Annotated in this window: 18 protein-coding genes; 3 read left to right on the top strand and 15 right to left on the bottom strand. The window is 42.2% G+C overall.

Going from position 1 to position 16,464, the window contains the following annotated elements; all coding sequences use genetic code 11:
• Nucleotides 1-10 precede the first annotated feature (10 nt).
• The 5 genes from IGI71_RS02585 to IGI71_RS02565 form a co-directional block, all read right to left on the bottom strand.
• Nucleotides 11-199, bottom strand: coding sequence for a hypothetical protein (locus tag IGI71_RS02585; protein WP_430616163.1), 189 nt, complete (start codon nucleotides 197-199; stop codon nucleotides 11-13).
• 11 nt (nucleotides 200-210) lie between these two features.
• Nucleotides 211-438, bottom strand: a complete 228-nt coding sequence (locus IGI71_RS02580) for a hypothetical protein (RefSeq protein ID WP_270287048.1) — start codon at nucleotides 436-438, stop codon at nucleotides 211-213.
• Complete coding sequence (locus IGI71_RS02575) at nucleotides 431-670, bottom strand: hypothetical protein (RefSeq protein WP_142434712.1); 240 nt, start codon at nucleotides 668-670, stop codon at nucleotides 431-433. The genes IGI71_RS02580 and IGI71_RS02575 overlap by 8 nt, the downstream gene beginning before the upstream one ends.
• Before the next feature lie 139 nt (nucleotides 671-809).
• Nucleotides 810-1,055, bottom strand: coding sequence for a hypothetical protein (locus IGI71_RS02570; protein WP_430616162.1), 246 nt, complete (start codon nucleotides 1,053-1,055; stop codon nucleotides 810-812).
• A 75-nt stretch (nucleotides 1,056-1,130) separates the two neighbouring features.
• Entirely contained in the window at nucleotides 1,131-1,403 is a 273-nt protein-coding gene (locus tag IGI71_RS02565; protein ID WP_148366202.1) for a helix-turn-helix domain-containing protein, read from the bottom strand.
• A 180-nt stretch (nucleotides 1,404-1,583) separates the two neighbouring features.
• On the opposite strand from IGI71_RS02565, the gene IGI71_RS02560 reads away from it, so the two are divergent.
• Together IGI71_RS02560 and IGI71_RS02555 are read left to right on the top strand one after the other, a co-directional pair.
• Nucleotides 1,584-2,306, top strand: coding sequence for a helix-turn-helix domain-containing protein (locus IGI71_RS02560; RefSeq protein ID WP_148366200.1), 723 nt, complete (start codon nucleotides 1,584-1,586; stop codon nucleotides 2,304-2,306).
• Nucleotides 2,307-2,351: 45 nt separating this feature from the next.
• A complete protein-coding gene (locus tag IGI71_RS02555) occupies nucleotides 2,352-3,503 on the top strand; it encodes a tyrosine-type recombinase/integrase (RefSeq protein ID WP_430616161.1) in 1,152 nt (383 codons plus the stop codon).
• Between the two features lie 96 nt (nucleotides 3,504-3,599).
• On the opposite strand, the gene sufB is transcribed toward IGI71_RS02555, so the two are convergent.
• The 8 genes from sufB to IGI71_RS02515 all read right to left on the bottom strand — a co-directional run bounded on the left by sufB (nucleotide 3,600) and on the right by IGI71_RS02515 (nucleotide 11,082).
• On the bottom strand, nucleotides 3,600-4,991 hold the full coding sequence (sufB, locus tag IGI71_RS02550; RefSeq protein ID WP_005232103.1) for a Fe-S cluster assembly protein SufB: 1,392 nt from the start codon (nucleotides 4,989-4,991) through the stop codon (nucleotides 3,600-3,602).
• A 29-nt stretch (nucleotides 4,992-5,020) separates the two neighbouring features.
• Nucleotides 5,021-5,515 carry a Fe-S cluster assembly sulfur transfer protein SufU gene (sufU, locus tag IGI71_RS02545; RefSeq protein WP_005232105.1) on the bottom strand — a complete coding sequence of 165 codons (495 nt, stop codon included), beginning with the start codon at nucleotides 5,513-5,515 and terminating at the stop codon, nucleotides 5,021-5,023.
• Complete coding sequence (locus IGI71_RS02540) at nucleotides 5,493-6,737, bottom strand: cysteine desulfurase (RefSeq protein WP_223079669.1); 1,245 nt, start codon at nucleotides 6,735-6,737, stop codon at nucleotides 5,493-5,495. The genes sufU and IGI71_RS02540 overlap by 23 nt, the downstream gene beginning before the upstream one ends.
• Nucleotides 6,734-8,074, bottom strand: coding sequence for a Fe-S cluster assembly protein SufD (gene sufD / locus IGI71_RS02535; RefSeq protein WP_221692537.1), 1,341 nt, complete (start codon nucleotides 8,072-8,074; stop codon nucleotides 6,734-6,736). Before sufD ends, IGI71_RS02540 begins: the two co-directional genes overlap by 4 nt.
• 13 nt (nucleotides 8,075-8,087) lie before the next feature.
• Complete coding sequence (gene sufC / locus IGI71_RS02530; RefSeq protein ID WP_005232112.1) at nucleotides 8,088-8,861, bottom strand: Fe-S cluster assembly ATPase SufC; 774 nt, start codon at nucleotides 8,859-8,861, stop codon at nucleotides 8,088-8,090.
• Nucleotides 8,862-9,084: 223 nt separating this feature from the next.
• Nucleotides 9,085-9,627 (bottom strand): GNAT family N-acetyltransferase, encoded by a 543-nt coding sequence (locus tag IGI71_RS02525; RefSeq protein ID WP_231472785.1) that lies wholly within the window; start codon nucleotides 9,625-9,627, stop codon nucleotides 9,085-9,087.
• Between the two features lie 110 nt (nucleotides 9,628-9,737).
• On the bottom strand, nucleotides 9,738-10,223 hold the full coding sequence (locus IGI71_RS02520) for a hypothetical protein (RefSeq protein ID WP_231472786.1): 486 nt from the start codon (nucleotides 10,221-10,223) through the stop codon (nucleotides 9,738-9,740).
• Nucleotides 10,224-10,314: 91 nt separating this feature from the next.
• Nucleotides 10,315-11,082: an AraC family transcriptional regulator gene (locus IGI71_RS02515; protein ID WP_231472787.1), complete on the bottom strand. Its 768-nt coding sequence runs from the start codon at nucleotides 11,080-11,082 to the stop codon at nucleotides 10,315-10,317.
• Between the two features lie 101 nt (nucleotides 11,083-11,183).
• Between IGI71_RS02515 and IGI71_RS02510 the strand changes: the two genes are divergently transcribed.
• Nucleotides 11,184-12,716 (top strand): alpha-N-arabinofuranosidase, encoded by a 1,533-nt coding sequence (locus tag IGI71_RS02510; RefSeq protein WP_015508906.1) that lies wholly within the window; start codon nucleotides 11,184-11,186, stop codon nucleotides 12,714-12,716.
• A gap of 245 nt (nucleotides 12,717-12,961) precedes the next feature.
• On the opposite strand, the gene adhE is transcribed toward IGI71_RS02510, so the two are convergent.
• Both adhE and IGI71_RS02500 read right to left on the bottom strand, forming a co-directional pair.
• Nucleotides 12,962-15,553, bottom strand: coding sequence for a bifunctional acetaldehyde-CoA/alcohol dehydrogenase (adhE, locus tag IGI71_RS02505; protein ID WP_010748754.1), 2,592 nt, complete (start codon nucleotides 15,551-15,553; stop codon nucleotides 12,962-12,964).
• Between the two features lie 382 nt (nucleotides 15,554-15,935).
• Complete coding sequence (locus tag IGI71_RS02500) at nucleotides 15,936-16,454, bottom strand: GrdB-related putative oxidoreductase (RefSeq protein WP_231472789.1); 519 nt, start codon at nucleotides 16,452-16,454, stop codon at nucleotides 15,936-15,938.
• Nucleotides 16,455-16,464: the final 10 nt, after the last annotated feature.

Here is a 16,464-nt window from a genome sequence, read left to right as displayed (position 1 = left end):
GCACCTCCGCTTACTGATTTTTTGGTTCTACTTCAGCAAGCCATTTGTGAAGTGCAGAATCGTCATCAAGCTTTCCACCAATTTGGACGAAAACTTTCTTTATATGAGGAAGAACGAATCCCATTTCTAAGTCAAACACTCCAGGCGTGTATCTAACTACATTCATGTTCCCAATATATTTATTAGTTATTTCCATCATTTATACCCCTCCTATACTGGATAAATTTCATCGGAGACAGCTTGTATTTGCCCTCGGATATTTTCTAAAGCTTCACCTATTTCATCTAGCACTCCAGTTCCCAATTGTTTATTTAAAGAAAATGTATCTTCAGTTACTCGTGAATATTCGATATTCTCGATAAGACGCTCGATGATTTTTAAATCATTTACTCTTGCTGCAAGGTTCTTAGAACTGGCCAGTAACTTCTTTTCATTCATTGTTAGATCCTCCTTGTTCCAAGTTGATCGCGTAACCCTCAGCATCAGCCGCATGTCTTCCTGATAGCTCTAAAATAGATACTAGCAATGCATTTGCCATGTTTAAATCTTCTGGGGTAATAGATTCTCGCATCGACAATTGATTGTCAAAAAAAGCTTTAAACCCCTTCAAAGCATAGTCAACATTAAATGCATCAGTAACTAAATTTTCAATTCCTAAAATATTTTCCATATTAAGTGCGCTCCATTCTCTAATTGTGATATACTAGAGAAAAGAAATAATAGGAAATATCCTATCGTGTAGCCTTTTGCTGATTCCGTCAAGAATCTTTACAGCAAAGGCTTTTTTCTTTTCTCCATCCATAGTTTTTTTACTCCACTTCTTTTAAACTTGGAAACTGACTTTCTACCCATGGGATCATGACCGCTAAATTTTTTCTTGCTTGTTCTTCGGTTAAATTAGCTATTTGATTTTGAAGAACAATTAGATCAGCGTAAAGTTGTGCATTCTCTTTTTCGGCTTCTTTACACTCTTTCAAAATACTTTCTGCTTCTTCTACAATTTCACGTACAGAAAAATTCTTGTACTTCTTAGGTATCCAAACTAATTTCAGCATTTCTATCCTCCTCTAAAAATCCTATTGAGACTACCATTTGACTAACTTACTTTCCAATTTGCCCCCAGCGATTAATTAAATTTCAAATTGCGCCATCCACTCATCAACCTTTTTCCGATTACAACGTTTTGTTTGATTGATAACGGATACTGGAAAATCTAGCTCTTTAATGAATTTAGATAGATTGGATCGTGATACTTGTAAATAATCACAAGTCGTTTCTAAGTCCATCCATTCTGGGAAAATCCGTTTCTCCGCTTCACGCTGCTTTATTTCCTTCTCTACGCGATTAGCAACTTCTTCAAAACGCTCTTCGAATACGGGAGTCAAATCTACTTCTAACTTCATCTTTCGGCCTCCTTTCATACGTATATTTGCGTATTACTAAAATAAAAAATTAAACGTATATTCACGTCTATGTTTGTATATTAAACTATTACCCAAAAAAAATCAAGTATATTCACGTATATTTTTTTCGCTGGATATGATATACTGCAAACAAAGGAGGGGGAAAAACTGAAAAAAAGAGTGTTTAATCCAGAAGAAAAAGAAAAAATAGGTACTAGAATTAGAAACATCAGGATAACTCTAAATAAGACTATGGTTGAGTTTGGTGAAATGCTTTCTCCAGATGAACCTGTCGCTCAAAGTATAATTTCTAGATGGGAAAGAGGAATAAGCGTTCCAAACAATGACAGACTAAAAAAAATAGCTGAAATAGGCAACGTTTCTACTTATTACCTTCTAACAGGAGAAAAGATTGATTACCTTTATGGCGGAAAGAAAGAAGTAATTGATTTTAGCAGATTTAAAAGCCCATCAAAACTATTAAAATATATTATCTCTGTGAACAGCATATCAAGCGACACAATTCCAGAAGTTTTCAAAAATGGGAAAGTTCTCGAAGATTTTGAGATCTACAATTTAGTTAATAATTACACAGACAGGGAAATTAAATCGTTATCTTACAGACTTTCGGGCGACGTACTAGAGCAGCTTTTGATACATTATCGTTTGTGCGAATTATTCTCGATTAAAAGTGATATTTCCAAACTATCAAGTGACGATAAATACTTTTACTTATCTTCTTTACGCCAAGAATATTATTACAACAAAGTCACCGAAAAAACTATTCATATTGATACCCGAGAAGAACTTTTTGACGGCGAAACAATCGTGATTAATGGAAAGACATTAGACGAAGAAGATAAAGCTTTGTTTCTAAACACTATAAATAGATTAGCCGACTAACTAACCTCCACCACTTGCCCCCAGCAGTACCAGGAGGGAATAATATTGGCAAAATTTGAACAATATAAAGATAAAAACAATAAAAGAAAATGGTTATTCAGTGGATATGTTGCTACTGATCCTATTACAGAAAAAAAGATTGTCACCACTCGTAAGGGTTTTGACACCAAAGCAGAAGCAAGTCTTGAGTTTGATAAATTGAAAGCAAGCATTCTAAAAGGTTCTAAAAAGAAGCGTACAATCACATTCCAAGAGCTGTATGACGATTGGTTGGAACAACACCGCAAAAGTGTTAAATCTTCTACAGTAGCCACCAATAGACGGTTTATTGAAGGTCATGTATTGCCAAAATTCGGCAAGTTAAAACTAGACCAAATAACCGTTTCTTTTTGTCAAAAATGTGTGAATGAATGGCACGATAAATACAAGCAGTACCACTATATAAGACGTGCTACTACTCAGGTCATGAATTATGGCGTATCTATGGAATTAATGGAAAGTAACCCCATGAAAAAGACGATTCTTCCACGAAAAAAAGAAGAGGAAAAGAAACCTAATTTTTATAGTAAAGATGAATTACACGAGTTTATGAAATTCGTTAAAACACTTGATAACTATAAATACTATGCGTTCTTCCGTTTGCTTGCTATCACTGGCATGCGTAAATCAGAAGCGTTGGGGCTTTATATTAAAGACTTGAACATATTCAACAAAACACTAACAATAGGTAAAACGATAGCCATTGATGAATACGATCAAGTTGTTTTACAGACACCAAAAACAAAAAATTCATACCGCACCATCAGCTTAGATGATGAAACGATACGAATTTTACAAAAATGGTTCAGTATTCAAAAAGAAGATTATTTCAAACTTGGGTTTAATACTTCAAAGGCAAAGCAGCTCATGTTTAGTAATATGAGTAATGATTTATATTATCCGCAAGTAGTAAACGATTGGCTTGATTGGATTTATGACAAAGCAGAAAAAGAAGGCTTAACTCTAAAAAGAATAAGTCCTCATGGTTTCCGACATACTGCTTGTTCGCTTATGTTTGAAGCCGGCGCAACGATTAATGAGGTTCAGAAGCGCTTAGGTCATAAAGACGTAAAAACAACCATGAACATTTATAGCCACGTTACACCGCAACAAGCAGAAAACACCAGTCAGAAGTTAGCAAACTATTTAGGTTTCTGACAAATAGATAGTTTTTCGGATAGTATTTATGAGATTGAAGGCAAATAAAAAGCCAAGAACGCTATAATATCAACGTTCTTAGCTTATAGTTAGGTTTTAACCTACACTGCCTTCCATCTCATAACTAATCAACCGGTTCAATTCGACTGCGTATTCCATCGGTAATTCTTTGGTGAATGGTTCGACGAATCCCATGACGATCATTTCGGTTGCTTCGCTTTCGGAGAGGCCGCGGCTCATTAGGTAGTACAGTTGTTCTTCTGAGATTTTGGAGACTTTGGCTTCGTGTTCTAGGGACACTTGGCTGTTGTGGATCTCATTGAATGGGATGGTATCGGATTTCGATAGGTCATCCATGATGATGGTGTCACACTCGATATGGGAGATAGAGCCTGCGCTCTTCTTGCCGAAGGTGACTTGTCCACGGTAGTTTACTGCACCGCCGTCTTTAGAAATTGATTTTGAGACGATGGAGCTGGAGGTGTTTGGTGCGTTATGGATCATTTTTGCACCAGTATCTTGGATTTGGTTGGCACCTGCAAAGGCAATGGAAAGCATCGTGCCCCGTGCGCCTTTGCCATCAAGATACACACTTGGGTATTTCATGGTTGTTTTGGCACCTAAGTTGCCATCGATCCATTCAACGGTAGCACCTTCTAAGGCTTTGGCCCGTTTGGTTACTAGGTTGTAGACGTTGTCTGACCAGTTTTGAATGGTGGTGTAGCGGCAGTAAGCGTCTTTTAGGGTGAAAATTTCAACGATGGCTGCGTGCAAACTATTGCTTGAATAGGTTGGGGCGGTACAGCCTTCGACGTAATGAACGCTGGCGCCTTCGTCAACGATGATCAATGTTCGTTCGAACTGACCGGTATTTTCGGCATTGATCCGGAAATAGGTTTGTAATGGCACATCGACACGAACGCCTTTTGGTACATAGATAAAGGTACCACCTGACCAAACGGCTGAGTTTAAAGCAGCAAGCTTGTTATCGGTTGGTGGGACTAATTTTGAGAAGTATTGTTTGAACAGCTCAGGGTATTCCTTCAAGGCTGAATCGGTATCGGTAAAGACGATGCCAAGTTTTTCAAACTCTTCTTTCATGTTGTGGTAAACGACTTCTGATTCGTATTGGGCAGAAGCGCCAGCCAGGTATGCCCGCTCGGCTTCTGGAATACCAATGCGCTCAAAGGTCTCTTTGATTTTTTCTGGTACGTCATCCCAATCACGGGCAGGACGATCACTTGGTTTTTGGTAATATTTGATGGCATCAAAATCGATGTCAGACAGGTCTGGGCCCCAGTTTTGCATGGGCATCTTGTTGAAGGCTTCAAGAGACTTCAAGCGGAACTCAAGCATCCATTCTGGCTCTTGCTTGACCCGTGAGATTTCACGGACGATGTCTTCGGTCAATCCTTCGCCGGTACTAAAAACAGGCTGCACGTCATCGTGGAAGCCAAATTTATATTCTTCTAATTCGGGTACACCCATGGTTCTCACTCCTTTTGTAGTGCGGTTGTCTATTCGCTGGTTTCTTCAGTGTCAGATTCATTGGCGTGGCTGTGACTGACAGATGCTTGTGTACTATCAGCAGCAATAGCTTTTTCTAATGCTTTCCAAGCTAAGGTCGCACACTTGATGCGTGCAGGAAACTTCGCCACACCTCCAAGCATGGAAGCATCGCCTAAGCGATCGCTTTGGGGAATGTCATTTCCTTGGACGAGCTCAGAAAACAAGCCTGATAGTTCACCAGCTTCTGCTAGTGTCTTACCGATAATCGCATCCCCCATCATGGATGCACTGGCGGTACTGATGGAACAGCCTTCGCCAGTAAACGCGATATCTTTGATGGTGTCTCCTTCGACAGCGAGCTCCAAGTGGATCACGTCGCCACAGGTAGGGTTATTCAATTCGACTTTATACGTTGAATCATCCAAGGTGCCCCGATGATGTGGGTGGCTGGAATGATCCAGAATGACTTGTCGATACAAATTATCTAATTTCGTTAGTGCCATGTTGGAAAAACTCCTTCGTCAGCTTGATGGCGTCAACCAGTCGATCGGCGTCCTCTCTTGTATTATACAGGTAAAAGCTGGCCCGTGCAGTCGCTGGGACTTGCAAATAGCTCAAGAGGGGTTGGGCACAATGATGACCTGCCCGTACCGCGATGCCTTCCATGTCTAAAGCGGTGGCAACATCATGAGGATGGATGCCTGCTAGATTAAACGCGATCACTCCCGTGCGTTTCGCTGCTTCTTGGGGGCCATAGATGGTCAAGCCTTCAATGGCTTGCAGTTTTGGCAAAACGTAAGCAGCTAAGTCTGCTTCATGGGCGTGGATGTTTTCTAAGCCGATTTCTGTTAAGTAATCCACCGCTGCACCTAAACCGATCGCACCGGCAATATTTGGTGTACCAGCTTCAAATTTCCACGGCAGTTCTTTCCACGTGCTTTCTTGCAGATGGACAAAATCGATCATTTCACCGCCAAATTCGACGGGCTCCATCTGATCCAGCCATTGCCGCTTGCCGTATAAGACACCGATACCAGTTGGTCCGCACATTTTATGGCCAGAAAAGGCATAGAAGTCACAATCCAGTGCTTGGACATCAACTGCCATATGTGGAACAGCCTGTGCACCATCCACCACCATGACGGCTTGGTGCTGATGCGCCAATTTGGTTAGCTCCGCAATCGGATTGATCACGCCTAAAACATTGGAAACATGAGCGATCGAAACGATAGCGGTTTTTTCTGTGATCTGTTTCTTGGCATCTTCCATGTCCAAGGTGCCTTCTGGCGTCAGCTGGATATATTTCAAGGTAGCTTTTTTTCGGGCTGCTAATTGTTGCCAAGGGATGATATTGGAATGATGTTCCATATAGGAAATCACGATTTCATCACCTTCATTGACAAAACGGTCGCCGTAGCTGCGGGAGACCCAATTTAAACCAGTGGTCGTCCCTCGAGTAAACAGCACTTCCGCCGTTTCATTCGCATGGATAAAGCGGCGCACTTTTTCCCGTGCGCCTTCATAGGAATGGGTCGCCCGTTCTGCGAGGGTATGGACCCCACGATGAACATTGGCATTGTCTTGATGGTAATAATCGGTGATCGCCTGCAGCACCGCCTCTGGCTTTTGCGTAGTGGCGGCATTGTCGAGGTAGATCAATGGTTCGTCATTTACGAGCTGATCCAAGATGGGAAACGCTTGTTTCACTTTTTGGGCATCGATCATGCGAGTAACTTCCCTTCGATAACGGCAACCAATTCTTGTTGCACTTCTTTGACTGGGATCGCGGTCAAGACGGAGCCTAAGAAACCACGAATCACCAAACGTTCCGCTTCTGCTTTGCGCAGCCCACGACTCATCAAGTAGTACATTTCTTCTGGATCGACCCGTCCCACACTGGCTGCGTGTCCGGCGGTTACTTCGTGCTCATCGATCAAAAGGATTGGGTTGGCATCGCCCCGGGCTTGGTCAGAAAGCATCAAGACCCGACTTTCTTGTTGCGCGTCCGCCCCTTTTGCTCCTTTTAAAATGTGTCCGATACCGTTAAAGGTTAAGACGCCGCGTTCTCTAATGACGCCGTGTTGCAGGATATGGCCAATGGAATGCGGTGCTTTGTTGGTGACGCGAGTGTCGATTCCTTGTGTTTGACGCCCAGCACTGATTGCGACCGCTTTGACTTCCGAATGCGCGCCTTCGCCTACAAGATCAGAATCAAAGTCCGCCACGACGTCGCCGTCATTCATGACTCCAATTGCCCAATCTACCATCGCATCTCGTAATACATAGCCGCGACGATTCATGTACGTAGTGATGTTGACACCTAACTGATCAATCGCAGAGAATTTGACCTTCGCACCTGCTTTGGCGATCACTTCCACTACGATATTGCCAGACAGTTTTTTCGCTTGGTCGCCTTTGGTTTGGAAACGTTCCAAGTAGCTGAACTCACTGTGCTCATCAGCAACGATCAAAATGTGTTTGAAGAAATGCACTTGACTATTGCCATTGTGATAGAAAATCGCTTCAAGGGGTTCTTCGATCACCACGTTTTTTGGTACATACAAGAACATGCCGCTATTCATAAACGCCGCATGTGCTGCGGTCATTTTGTCTTCATCCATTGGTACTGCTTTGGTCATGTAGTATTGATTGACCAACTCTGGTACTTCTTTCATTGCTGTAAACAAGTCGGTGAAGATCACGCCTTTGTCAATCAGCTCTTGCGGTAATTGCTCAAAGATGGTGGTGTCATCAAACTGAACGAGAGTCGGATGGTTATCCATCGCGTCAAAGGCGGGAACCAAGCCAGCACCTGTCTCCTTAGATTCACTTGCAGGTAAGGTTGGATCGATGAAGCCTGCAAATTCTTTTTCACCAGCAAGTGCTTGTTCGTCGATATTGAACAATGGCCAACGCTCGTAACGCACCCGCTCGATTTTTGGAAACGCAAGTTCATCCACTTTCGCAAGGGCTGCTTGGCGTAATTCCAACATCCATTCAGGCTCTTCTTTTAACGCTGAAAAAACGTTGACTTGTTCAAGATAATCCTGTAATTTTGCCATTTACCTTGCCTCCTTACGCTTCTTCTTCTTTGTAGTCGATCCCTAACTCTTTACTGATCCCAGCATAGCCTTCTGCTTCTAGGCGTTTGGCTAAATCTGCCGAACCGGTCATCACGACACGGCCTTCCATCATGATATGAACCACGTCTGGTGTGATGTAGTTTAACAGACGTTGGTAATGGGTGATGATCAAAGCGCCAAAGCCTTCGCCGCGCATTTCATTGACGCCTTTTGCTACGACTTTCAAGGCATCAATATCTAGACCAGAGTCGATCTCATCCAAAATCGCAAAGGTTGGATCTAGCATCAACAATTGTAAGATTTCATTTCGTTTCTTTTCTCCACCAGAGAAGCCTTCATTCAAATAGCGTTCCGCCATTTCTTCTGGCATATTCAATAAATCCATTTTTTCATCTAATTTTTTCAAGAAATCCATGACAGAGATTTTGTCGTCTTCGTCACGTTTGGCATTGATCGCTGCCCGCATAAATTCCGCATTGGTGATGCCTGGAATTTCACTTGGGTATTGCATCGCCAAGAACAGACCTAAACGAGCCCGCTCATCCACTTCCATTTCCAAGACATTTTCGCCGTCGAACAAAATTTCCCCTTCTGTCACTTCATAATTCGGGTTGCCCATGATGGCAGCGGACAAGGTTGATTTCCCTGTACCGTTTGGTCCCATGATGGCATGGATCTCTCCAGTTTTTAACACTAAGTCAACGCCTTTTAAGATCTTTTTATCTTCGATTTGGACGTGTAGATTTTTAATTTCTAAAACTGACATTTCTTTCCCTCCAGTATCTTTTCTTTCTCACTATTTTAGACTAATTGAGAATGAACTTCAAACGCTATTCCCGACTTTTTTAAAATATTTCTAATCTGTACATTGGAATTATTATAAAGTATTACATAGAGATAGTACATGGTTATTGTCTGTAATGCTAGAAATTTTTTAATTTTTTGTAATAAAAAAAGGAATACGACATTGGCTGCCGCATCCCCTACCTTCACTTCTGCTGTGCCCATTCTTCTCGCAAGATGCCATACTTGATGGAATCATAATAGGTGCCTTCCCAGAAACGGACTTTGCGGATCTGGGCTTCTTTGGTCATCCCTAGCTTTTCTCCTAGTTTCATCATGCGGTGATTGCCCGACCACGTGGTATAACCAACACGCTGGATATGAGGCTGTGATTCAAACAACTCATTGATCCACTGGCGAATTGCTTGGCTGCCAATCCCTTGATTCCAAAGGGAAGCATCATAGATGGCTATCCCGAATTCCAACCACTGCTGCAAGGTATTGTCTTCCCAATAAGCGGTCGCGATCCCTACGATTCTTCCTTGATAGCTGATCGCTTTACGTAACGGGTTGTCGATACAGCTAGCACCAAACCCCTTTCGAAATTCTTCCCACGTCAACACGGGGTCTTGGAAATACGGTCCGTCCCATTTTTTCCATTCTAAATCTGCCTTAGGCCCATAGCTGATCGACCAAAGTTCAGCAATCATTTCTTCCGTAATCGATTGAAGTGTGACTGTTTCTGCCATCTTCAAGCCCCCCTTTCTCCTAAAAAAAGTCGTCTCCTTAAAGGGTTCTTCACGCATTATGGAGAACCGTTTGAGATACAAGTACACGTATTGCGATCGACGATCAGTGCTTATTTCCCAAAAAGCTTTTGGAGAAACCCTTTTTTCTCAGGGACTTCCTTTGTTTCAGTCACCTGAAGCGGTCCAGTTTCCTTCACGACTTGCTGAAAGCCACGATTGTCTTGCAGCAACAGACCGTTTAGTTCCAGGATCCCAGACAGACTGCCAATCATCCGCCGCACTTCTCCCACACTTTTGCCAAAAAAGCGCTGGTCGTCATTTGCTTCGGCTTCTTCCAAAATAACCAGCAGCTGTTGGATGCTTTGATTTTGTTCACCTAAGACGTACGACAACTGGTCAACTTCCGCTGCTGTAGTTGCCGCTGACGGTACTAAATCTGTTACGAGCTTTAAGCTATCTAAATAATCCTTTAAGTCAAAAATGAACGTTTGTGCCGCTTCATTATTCATTAATTGACTTTGACTCAATTTTCTTTGTAGCGCTTCCAATTCGCTTGAACGTTTAGAAAGTTCGCTTACGATCGTTTCTGTATCCATACGCCACCTCCTAATGACATTGTCCCGTTTTCTCTTTCATCAGTCAAGAATTCGTCGGACTTTTTTCTGCGTTTTTACCGATCAGACCTGCCTATTGCTCCTGTTGGTACTTTGACGGTGCACAGCCATAGCGCTTCGCAAAGAGCCGATTAAAATGGTTGATATTTTGGAAACCAGATTGAAACGCCGCCTCTCGAATCGTTAGTGTTTCGTTGCTGCGTAAATAAAAAAATTTTTGAAACCGAGCTTGCAATAAATCTTCTTTGGGCGTGGTATGAAAAAATTGTTGATAGAGCTTATAGAATTGGCTTTTACCGATGGAAAGCTCTCGGCTAAACTGGTAAAAATCCCATTGCTGTTCGCAATTGACTAACATTTTCAACCGCATCGCTTGAAACAGTTGATAGTGTTCGTTTTGTGGTTGCGGGATGCTTTCTTCAAAATTGCGTTCAAGTAAGACCAATAGATTTGTCATATACGCCGCGATCAATTCTTCCGTGTGCCGTTGTGGCAACAAGGATTCATGATTGATCTTTTGGATCAATTTGTTGATTTGTTGAATATTTTTCGGCTGGAACAGTTGGTTACAAGGGATCGCATAGGTTTCTTCGATCACCTGATCCGTTTGAAACTCAACAAAGCTATTAAAAAAATCTTCTTTGCCACGATAATCTTGATAGACGGTTGGAGGAAAAAGAATGCAGCTACCTTTTTCACTAGTTTCTTGATGACCATCTTCAAAAGTGAAAACCATTGGAGACAACGTCAACACGAAAAGATAATGCTTTAAGCCAGAGGGTCGATAAATATGATCGAAAACAGCATTGTGCATTTGAAATCCTGAATAGGTTACGTTCAACTTCTCACTCCTTCCTCCTTGCCTTTAGTATAAAGAAAACGGACAAAACGTCAATAGAATAAGACAGAATGTAGTGTTTATTTTCATGGACTATCGCTACAATGAAAGAAAAGAAAGGGGTTGCAAAATTGAAGAAAACTACGATGTATTTAGACAAACACTTTATTTTGGCACCAGTCGACGAACGGATCTACGGCTCTTTTGTGGAGCACTTAGGGCGCTGTGTGTACGAAGGGATCTATCAACCAGAAAGTCCTTTTGCAGATGAGCAAGGCTTTCGTCAAGATGTCGCTGCCTTGATCAAGCAGTTGAATGTGCCGATCGTCCGTTACCCAGGAGGCAATTTCGTCTCTGGGTATAAATGGGAAGATAGCGTCGGCCCTAAAGAGCAACGGCCAGCAAAAATCGATTTGGCCTGGCGGGTAATCGAAAGTAATCAGTTCGGCTTAAACGAATTTATGGATTGGACCAAGCAAGTCAATACGGCACCGATGATGGCGATCAATCTTGGGACACGAGGAATCGAAGCAGCAAAAAACTTGATCGAATATACCAATTTAAAAGGCGGCAGCTATTATAGTGACCTCCGTCGTGCCCATGGGGTGGCCGATCCTCATGACATCAAACTTTGGTGTCTAGGCAATGAAATGGACGGTCCTTGGCAAGAAGGACATAAGACAGCCGATGAATATGGCCGTCTCGCAGAAGAAGCTGGCAAAGCGATGCGTCTGGTGGACCCAACGATCGAAACCGTCGCTTGCGGTAGTTCTTCTCTCACGATGCCGACCTTTGGCATGTGGGAAGATACAGTATTAAGTCATTGTTACGATCAAGTCGACTACATTTCCATGCACCAATATTATGGCAACCGTAACGGCGATAGCCAAGATTATCTAGCAAGCAATGTCGCAATGGATCAGTTCATCAGTCAAGTCGCAGCAATCTGTGATGCAGTGAAAGCCAAACGCCGAAGCAAGAAGACGATCAATATTTCCTTCGACGAATGGAACGTCTGGTATCACTCAAATGAACAGGATCAAAAAATTGAACCTTGGAGTCAACACCCACCACAATTAGAAGACGTCTATCACTTTGAAGATGCGTTACTCGTCGCAAGCATGATGATCACGATGCTTCATCACGCAGATCGCGTTAAAATCGCCTGCATGGCACAGCTGGTCAACGTGATCGCACCGATCATGACTTCCGACACTGCCGCTTGGAAACAAACGATTTTTTATCCCTATGAAATGATCAGCAACTATGGTCGCGGTCACGTGTTGCATAGCATCCTTCGAGGAGCTGATTTCGATAGCAGCCACGGAAAAGCTTCTTATGTGGATGCCATTGCGATCGAAAACGAAGATGACTATTTGACCTTTTTCTTAGTAAATAAGGATTTGCAGGATGCCAACGAATTCACTTGCGACTTGCGTCAATATGATTCATTGCAAATCGCTACCCATCAAGTCTTGCACCACCCAGACTTGCATGCCGCCAATACCGAAGCAACCCCGAACAACGTTGTGCCCGTCAATGGAAAAACAGCGGAATTGAATGACGGCATTTTGCGTGTCGTCTTGGAAAAACAAAGCTTCCAGATGCTACGCTTGAAGAAAAACGTCAGCAAGTAACGAGCGTATCTGTTTTAGCAAAAAAAAAGCAGCAGCCTTGGTGACATCCTGAAAAAACGAGACTTTTACGGAGTGGAGAAATCCACTCCTTTTTTATGATCCACCCTGTTCAATTGCTATTTTTCGCATTCTTAACTGATCTGGGCAAAAAGGCGGCAACTGTCGGCTTACTTTTCCAAAAAAAGAGACGACAAAAGAACACCCTGCGGCAGCTAAGATACCGCAGGGTGTTCTTGATTCATTGTTTAGCCGTTATAGGCATCAACGATGATTTGTTTCAATTCAGAGATTAGTGGTTCTTTTGGATTTGCTGTTGTACATTGGTCTTCGTAAGCCAATTCAGCCATGCGATCAACTGTTGTATCTAGTGTTTGTTGAGTGACGCCTTGCGCTTTCAAGCTCATATCGATACCAACAGATTGTCCTAATTCGTAAACAGCTGTTGCCAATGCTTCAACCAATTCAGCCGTTGTTTTGCCTTTAAGACCTAAGAATTTCGCAATGTCTGCGTAATCTGTATCGGCACGGAAGAAGTCATATTTAGGGAACATTGCATGTTTTTGTGGGTCTTTGGCATTGTAACGGATGATGTGCGGTAAAAGAATCGCATTTGTACGTCCGTGAGGAATACCATATTCACCACCGATTTTGTGGGCTACTGAGTGACAAATACCTAGGAATGCATTGGCGAAGGCCATACCTGCCATTGTTGAGGCATTATGCATTTTTTCGCGAGATTCCATATCAGGTGTTTTCACTGATTTTTCTAAGTAGTCAAAGACTAACTTGATTGCTTGTAAGCTCAATCCACGAGTGTAATCAGATGCCATTACTGACACATAAGATTCGATCGCATGAGTCAAAACGTCCATTCCAGTGTCTGCTGTAACAGAAGCAGGTACTGACATTACGAATTGAGGGTCAACGATTGCAACATCTGGTGTCAATGCGTAATCAGCTAATGGGTACTTCACGTGTGTTTCACTGTCAGTGATAACCGCAAATGGTGTTACTTCAGAACCAGTACCAGACGTTGTTGGGATACAAACGAATTGCGTTTTTTCTGGTTTGTCGATCTTGTATGTCCGTTTACGGATATCTAAGAATTTTTGTTTCGCGCCGAAGAATGAAGTATCTGGGTGCTCATAGAACATCCACATGCCTTTGGCAGCATCCATTGCTGATCCACCACCAAGGGCGATCACTGTATCTGGTTTGAAATCAACCATCATTTTTGTTCCAGCGTAAACGGTGTTTGTTGATGGGTTTGGTTCTACGTCAGAGAAGACTTCGATTTTCACGTCATTTTTACGACGAGCAAGTACTTCACGAACCGTATCGCAATAGCCGAATTGAACCATACCAGGGTCACAAACGATCATGACACGTTCAACGTTTTCCATTTTCTCCAAGTACATTAGAGAGTTCTTTTCAAAGAAGATTTTTGGTGGCAATTTAAACCATTGCATATTATTTCTCCGTTTCGCTACAGTTTTCACGTTGATCAAGTTCACAGCAGAAACATTTCGTGATACAGAATTTTTCCCGTATGAACCACAACCAAGTGTCAATGATGGAATCATTTCGTTGTAGATATTTCCGATACCACCTTCTGCAGATGGTGTGTTAACTAAGATACGGCAAGCTTTCATGCGTAGGCCGAATGCTAATTGCAAGTCTTCGTTTTCAGTGTGGATCACCGCTGTATGGCCTAATCCGCCTAAATCAAGCATTGCTTCACATTTTTCGAACGCGTCTTCTGTGTTGTTTGCTTTGATCATTGCTAAAACTGGAGAAAGTTTTTCTCTTGATAGTGGGTAATCAGCACCGACACCGTCAAGTTCAGCGATCAATAATTTTGTTCCTTCTGGTACGTTGATGCCTGCTAATTTCGCAATTTCCATTGCTGAATGTCCAACGATTGCTGGATTTACGGCATATTTTCCTTCGTTCATCACGGCATCTTCAAGTTTTTGTAATTCTTTTGCTTTTACAACATAGACTTGATGTGCTTCAAATTCTGCTTTCACAGAGGCATAGACTTCTTTATCAACGATCACTGCTTGTTCAGAGGCACAGATCATTCCGTTATCAAAAGTTTTTGATACGATCAAGTCATTGACTGCTCGTTTCACTTTCGCTGTTTTTTCGATATATGCAGGTACGTTCCCTGGTCCAACACCTAATGCAGGTTTACCAGTTGAGTATGCTGCTTTGACCATGCCAGCGCCACCAGTTGCTAATACGATCGCAATTCCTGGGTGGTTCATCAATAAGCCAGTCGCTTCGATTGATGGATGTTCGATCCATTGCACACAGTTTTCAGGTGCCCCAGCAGCGATGGCTGCATCACGAACGATACGTGCAGCTTCTGCTGAACATTTTTGTGCAGATGGGTGGAAAGCAAAAACGATCGGGTTACGTGTTTTCAAAGCGATCATTGCTTTAAAGATCGTTGTAGATGTTGGGTTAGTTGTTGGTGTTACCCCACAAACGACACCAACTGGTTCAGCGATTTCGATCAAGCCTTTTTGTTTGTCTTCATTGATCACGCCGACTGTTTTGTCATGTTTGATACTGTTCCAAATATATTCTGAAGCGTACATGTTTTTGATCGCTTTATCTTCATAGATACCACGGCCAGTTTCTTCTACTGCCATTTTAGCTAAAGGCATATGTTTGTCTAATGCTGCCATTGCCATTTCATGAACAATGTGGTCCACTTTTTCTTGATCAAAGCTTTCCATTTCTTTTAACGCCACATTTGCCTTCGTTGCTAAATCGTCAATCATTGCTTGTACGTCGATTGTCACTTCTTTTTCCAATGTCTTAGCCATTGTATGTCCTCCTAGTTTTTAAACATGTTTTGTTTGTTAACTACTTCACATACAGATCATACAACATCTTTTTTCGTTTGTAAATAGTTTTTGTGATTTTTTTCACAGTTTTATTAAACTCCCTTTAAATTAAGCGTTTTCAATAACTTTTAAGGAAAATAAGTGGACAAAAGTTTCGGTTTTTATTAAGAAAAATGTCATGTGCTAAGTTGAACAATAGGTTAAAAAACTTTTTGTTCACTTTTGAAAAAAATCACTCTTCCTTCTACTATTTTATCTAAGATTGCCGTATACTCCCTCTAGTATTCTGCCCTTCTTTCAATGGCTATTAGTGTCTATCGAGGACAAAAAAACGACCAGCCAGCGCTGATCGTCTTTCTCTTTAAAACAAATCGTCTCGATCTGCTTCTGTTAGAGGCTTTCCGTGGGCAAGCTGGGAAACAACGTGCGCCATCTTTTTGTAGGAATCATTCAATCCGATTCCGCCTTTTTTCGGCATCTTCAAGATATAGATGTCTTTGGCATAGATTGCCACTGCTGGGTTTTCCTCTGACATCGCTGCAGCCCCTGGAATTCCTTGTGCATTGAATACTTTCGTCAATCCTGCTGCCATTTCGCCAAAATTAGGATAATGCATCGCAGGTCCGCAAAGAACGGCATCGGCGTCAAATTTTTTAGCAAACCCCACAAATTTTTTATTCACTTCTTCTTGATGCTCGTGATAATATTGGTCACCACAATAAAGCGTTGCAACAATTTGTGCGTCTTGCTCTTGAAAAAGTGGATTCAAGGTTCGACCCGGACCAAGGGCAGCTTTTTTGCCGCTTGGCGGCAACTGAGCATTTTCATCACTTCCCATCCCTGCAGTGACATGATTGAGAATCAAAATTATTTTTTTCATGAGCGGTGCC

Source organism: Enterococcus sp. DIV1279b, from assembly GCF_050531515.1.
Taxonomy (GTDB): Bacteria; Bacillota; Bacilli; order Lactobacillales; family Enterococcaceae; genus Enterococcus_D; species Enterococcus_D casseliflavus.
This window is presented reverse-complemented; position numbering and strand designations above follow the sequence as displayed.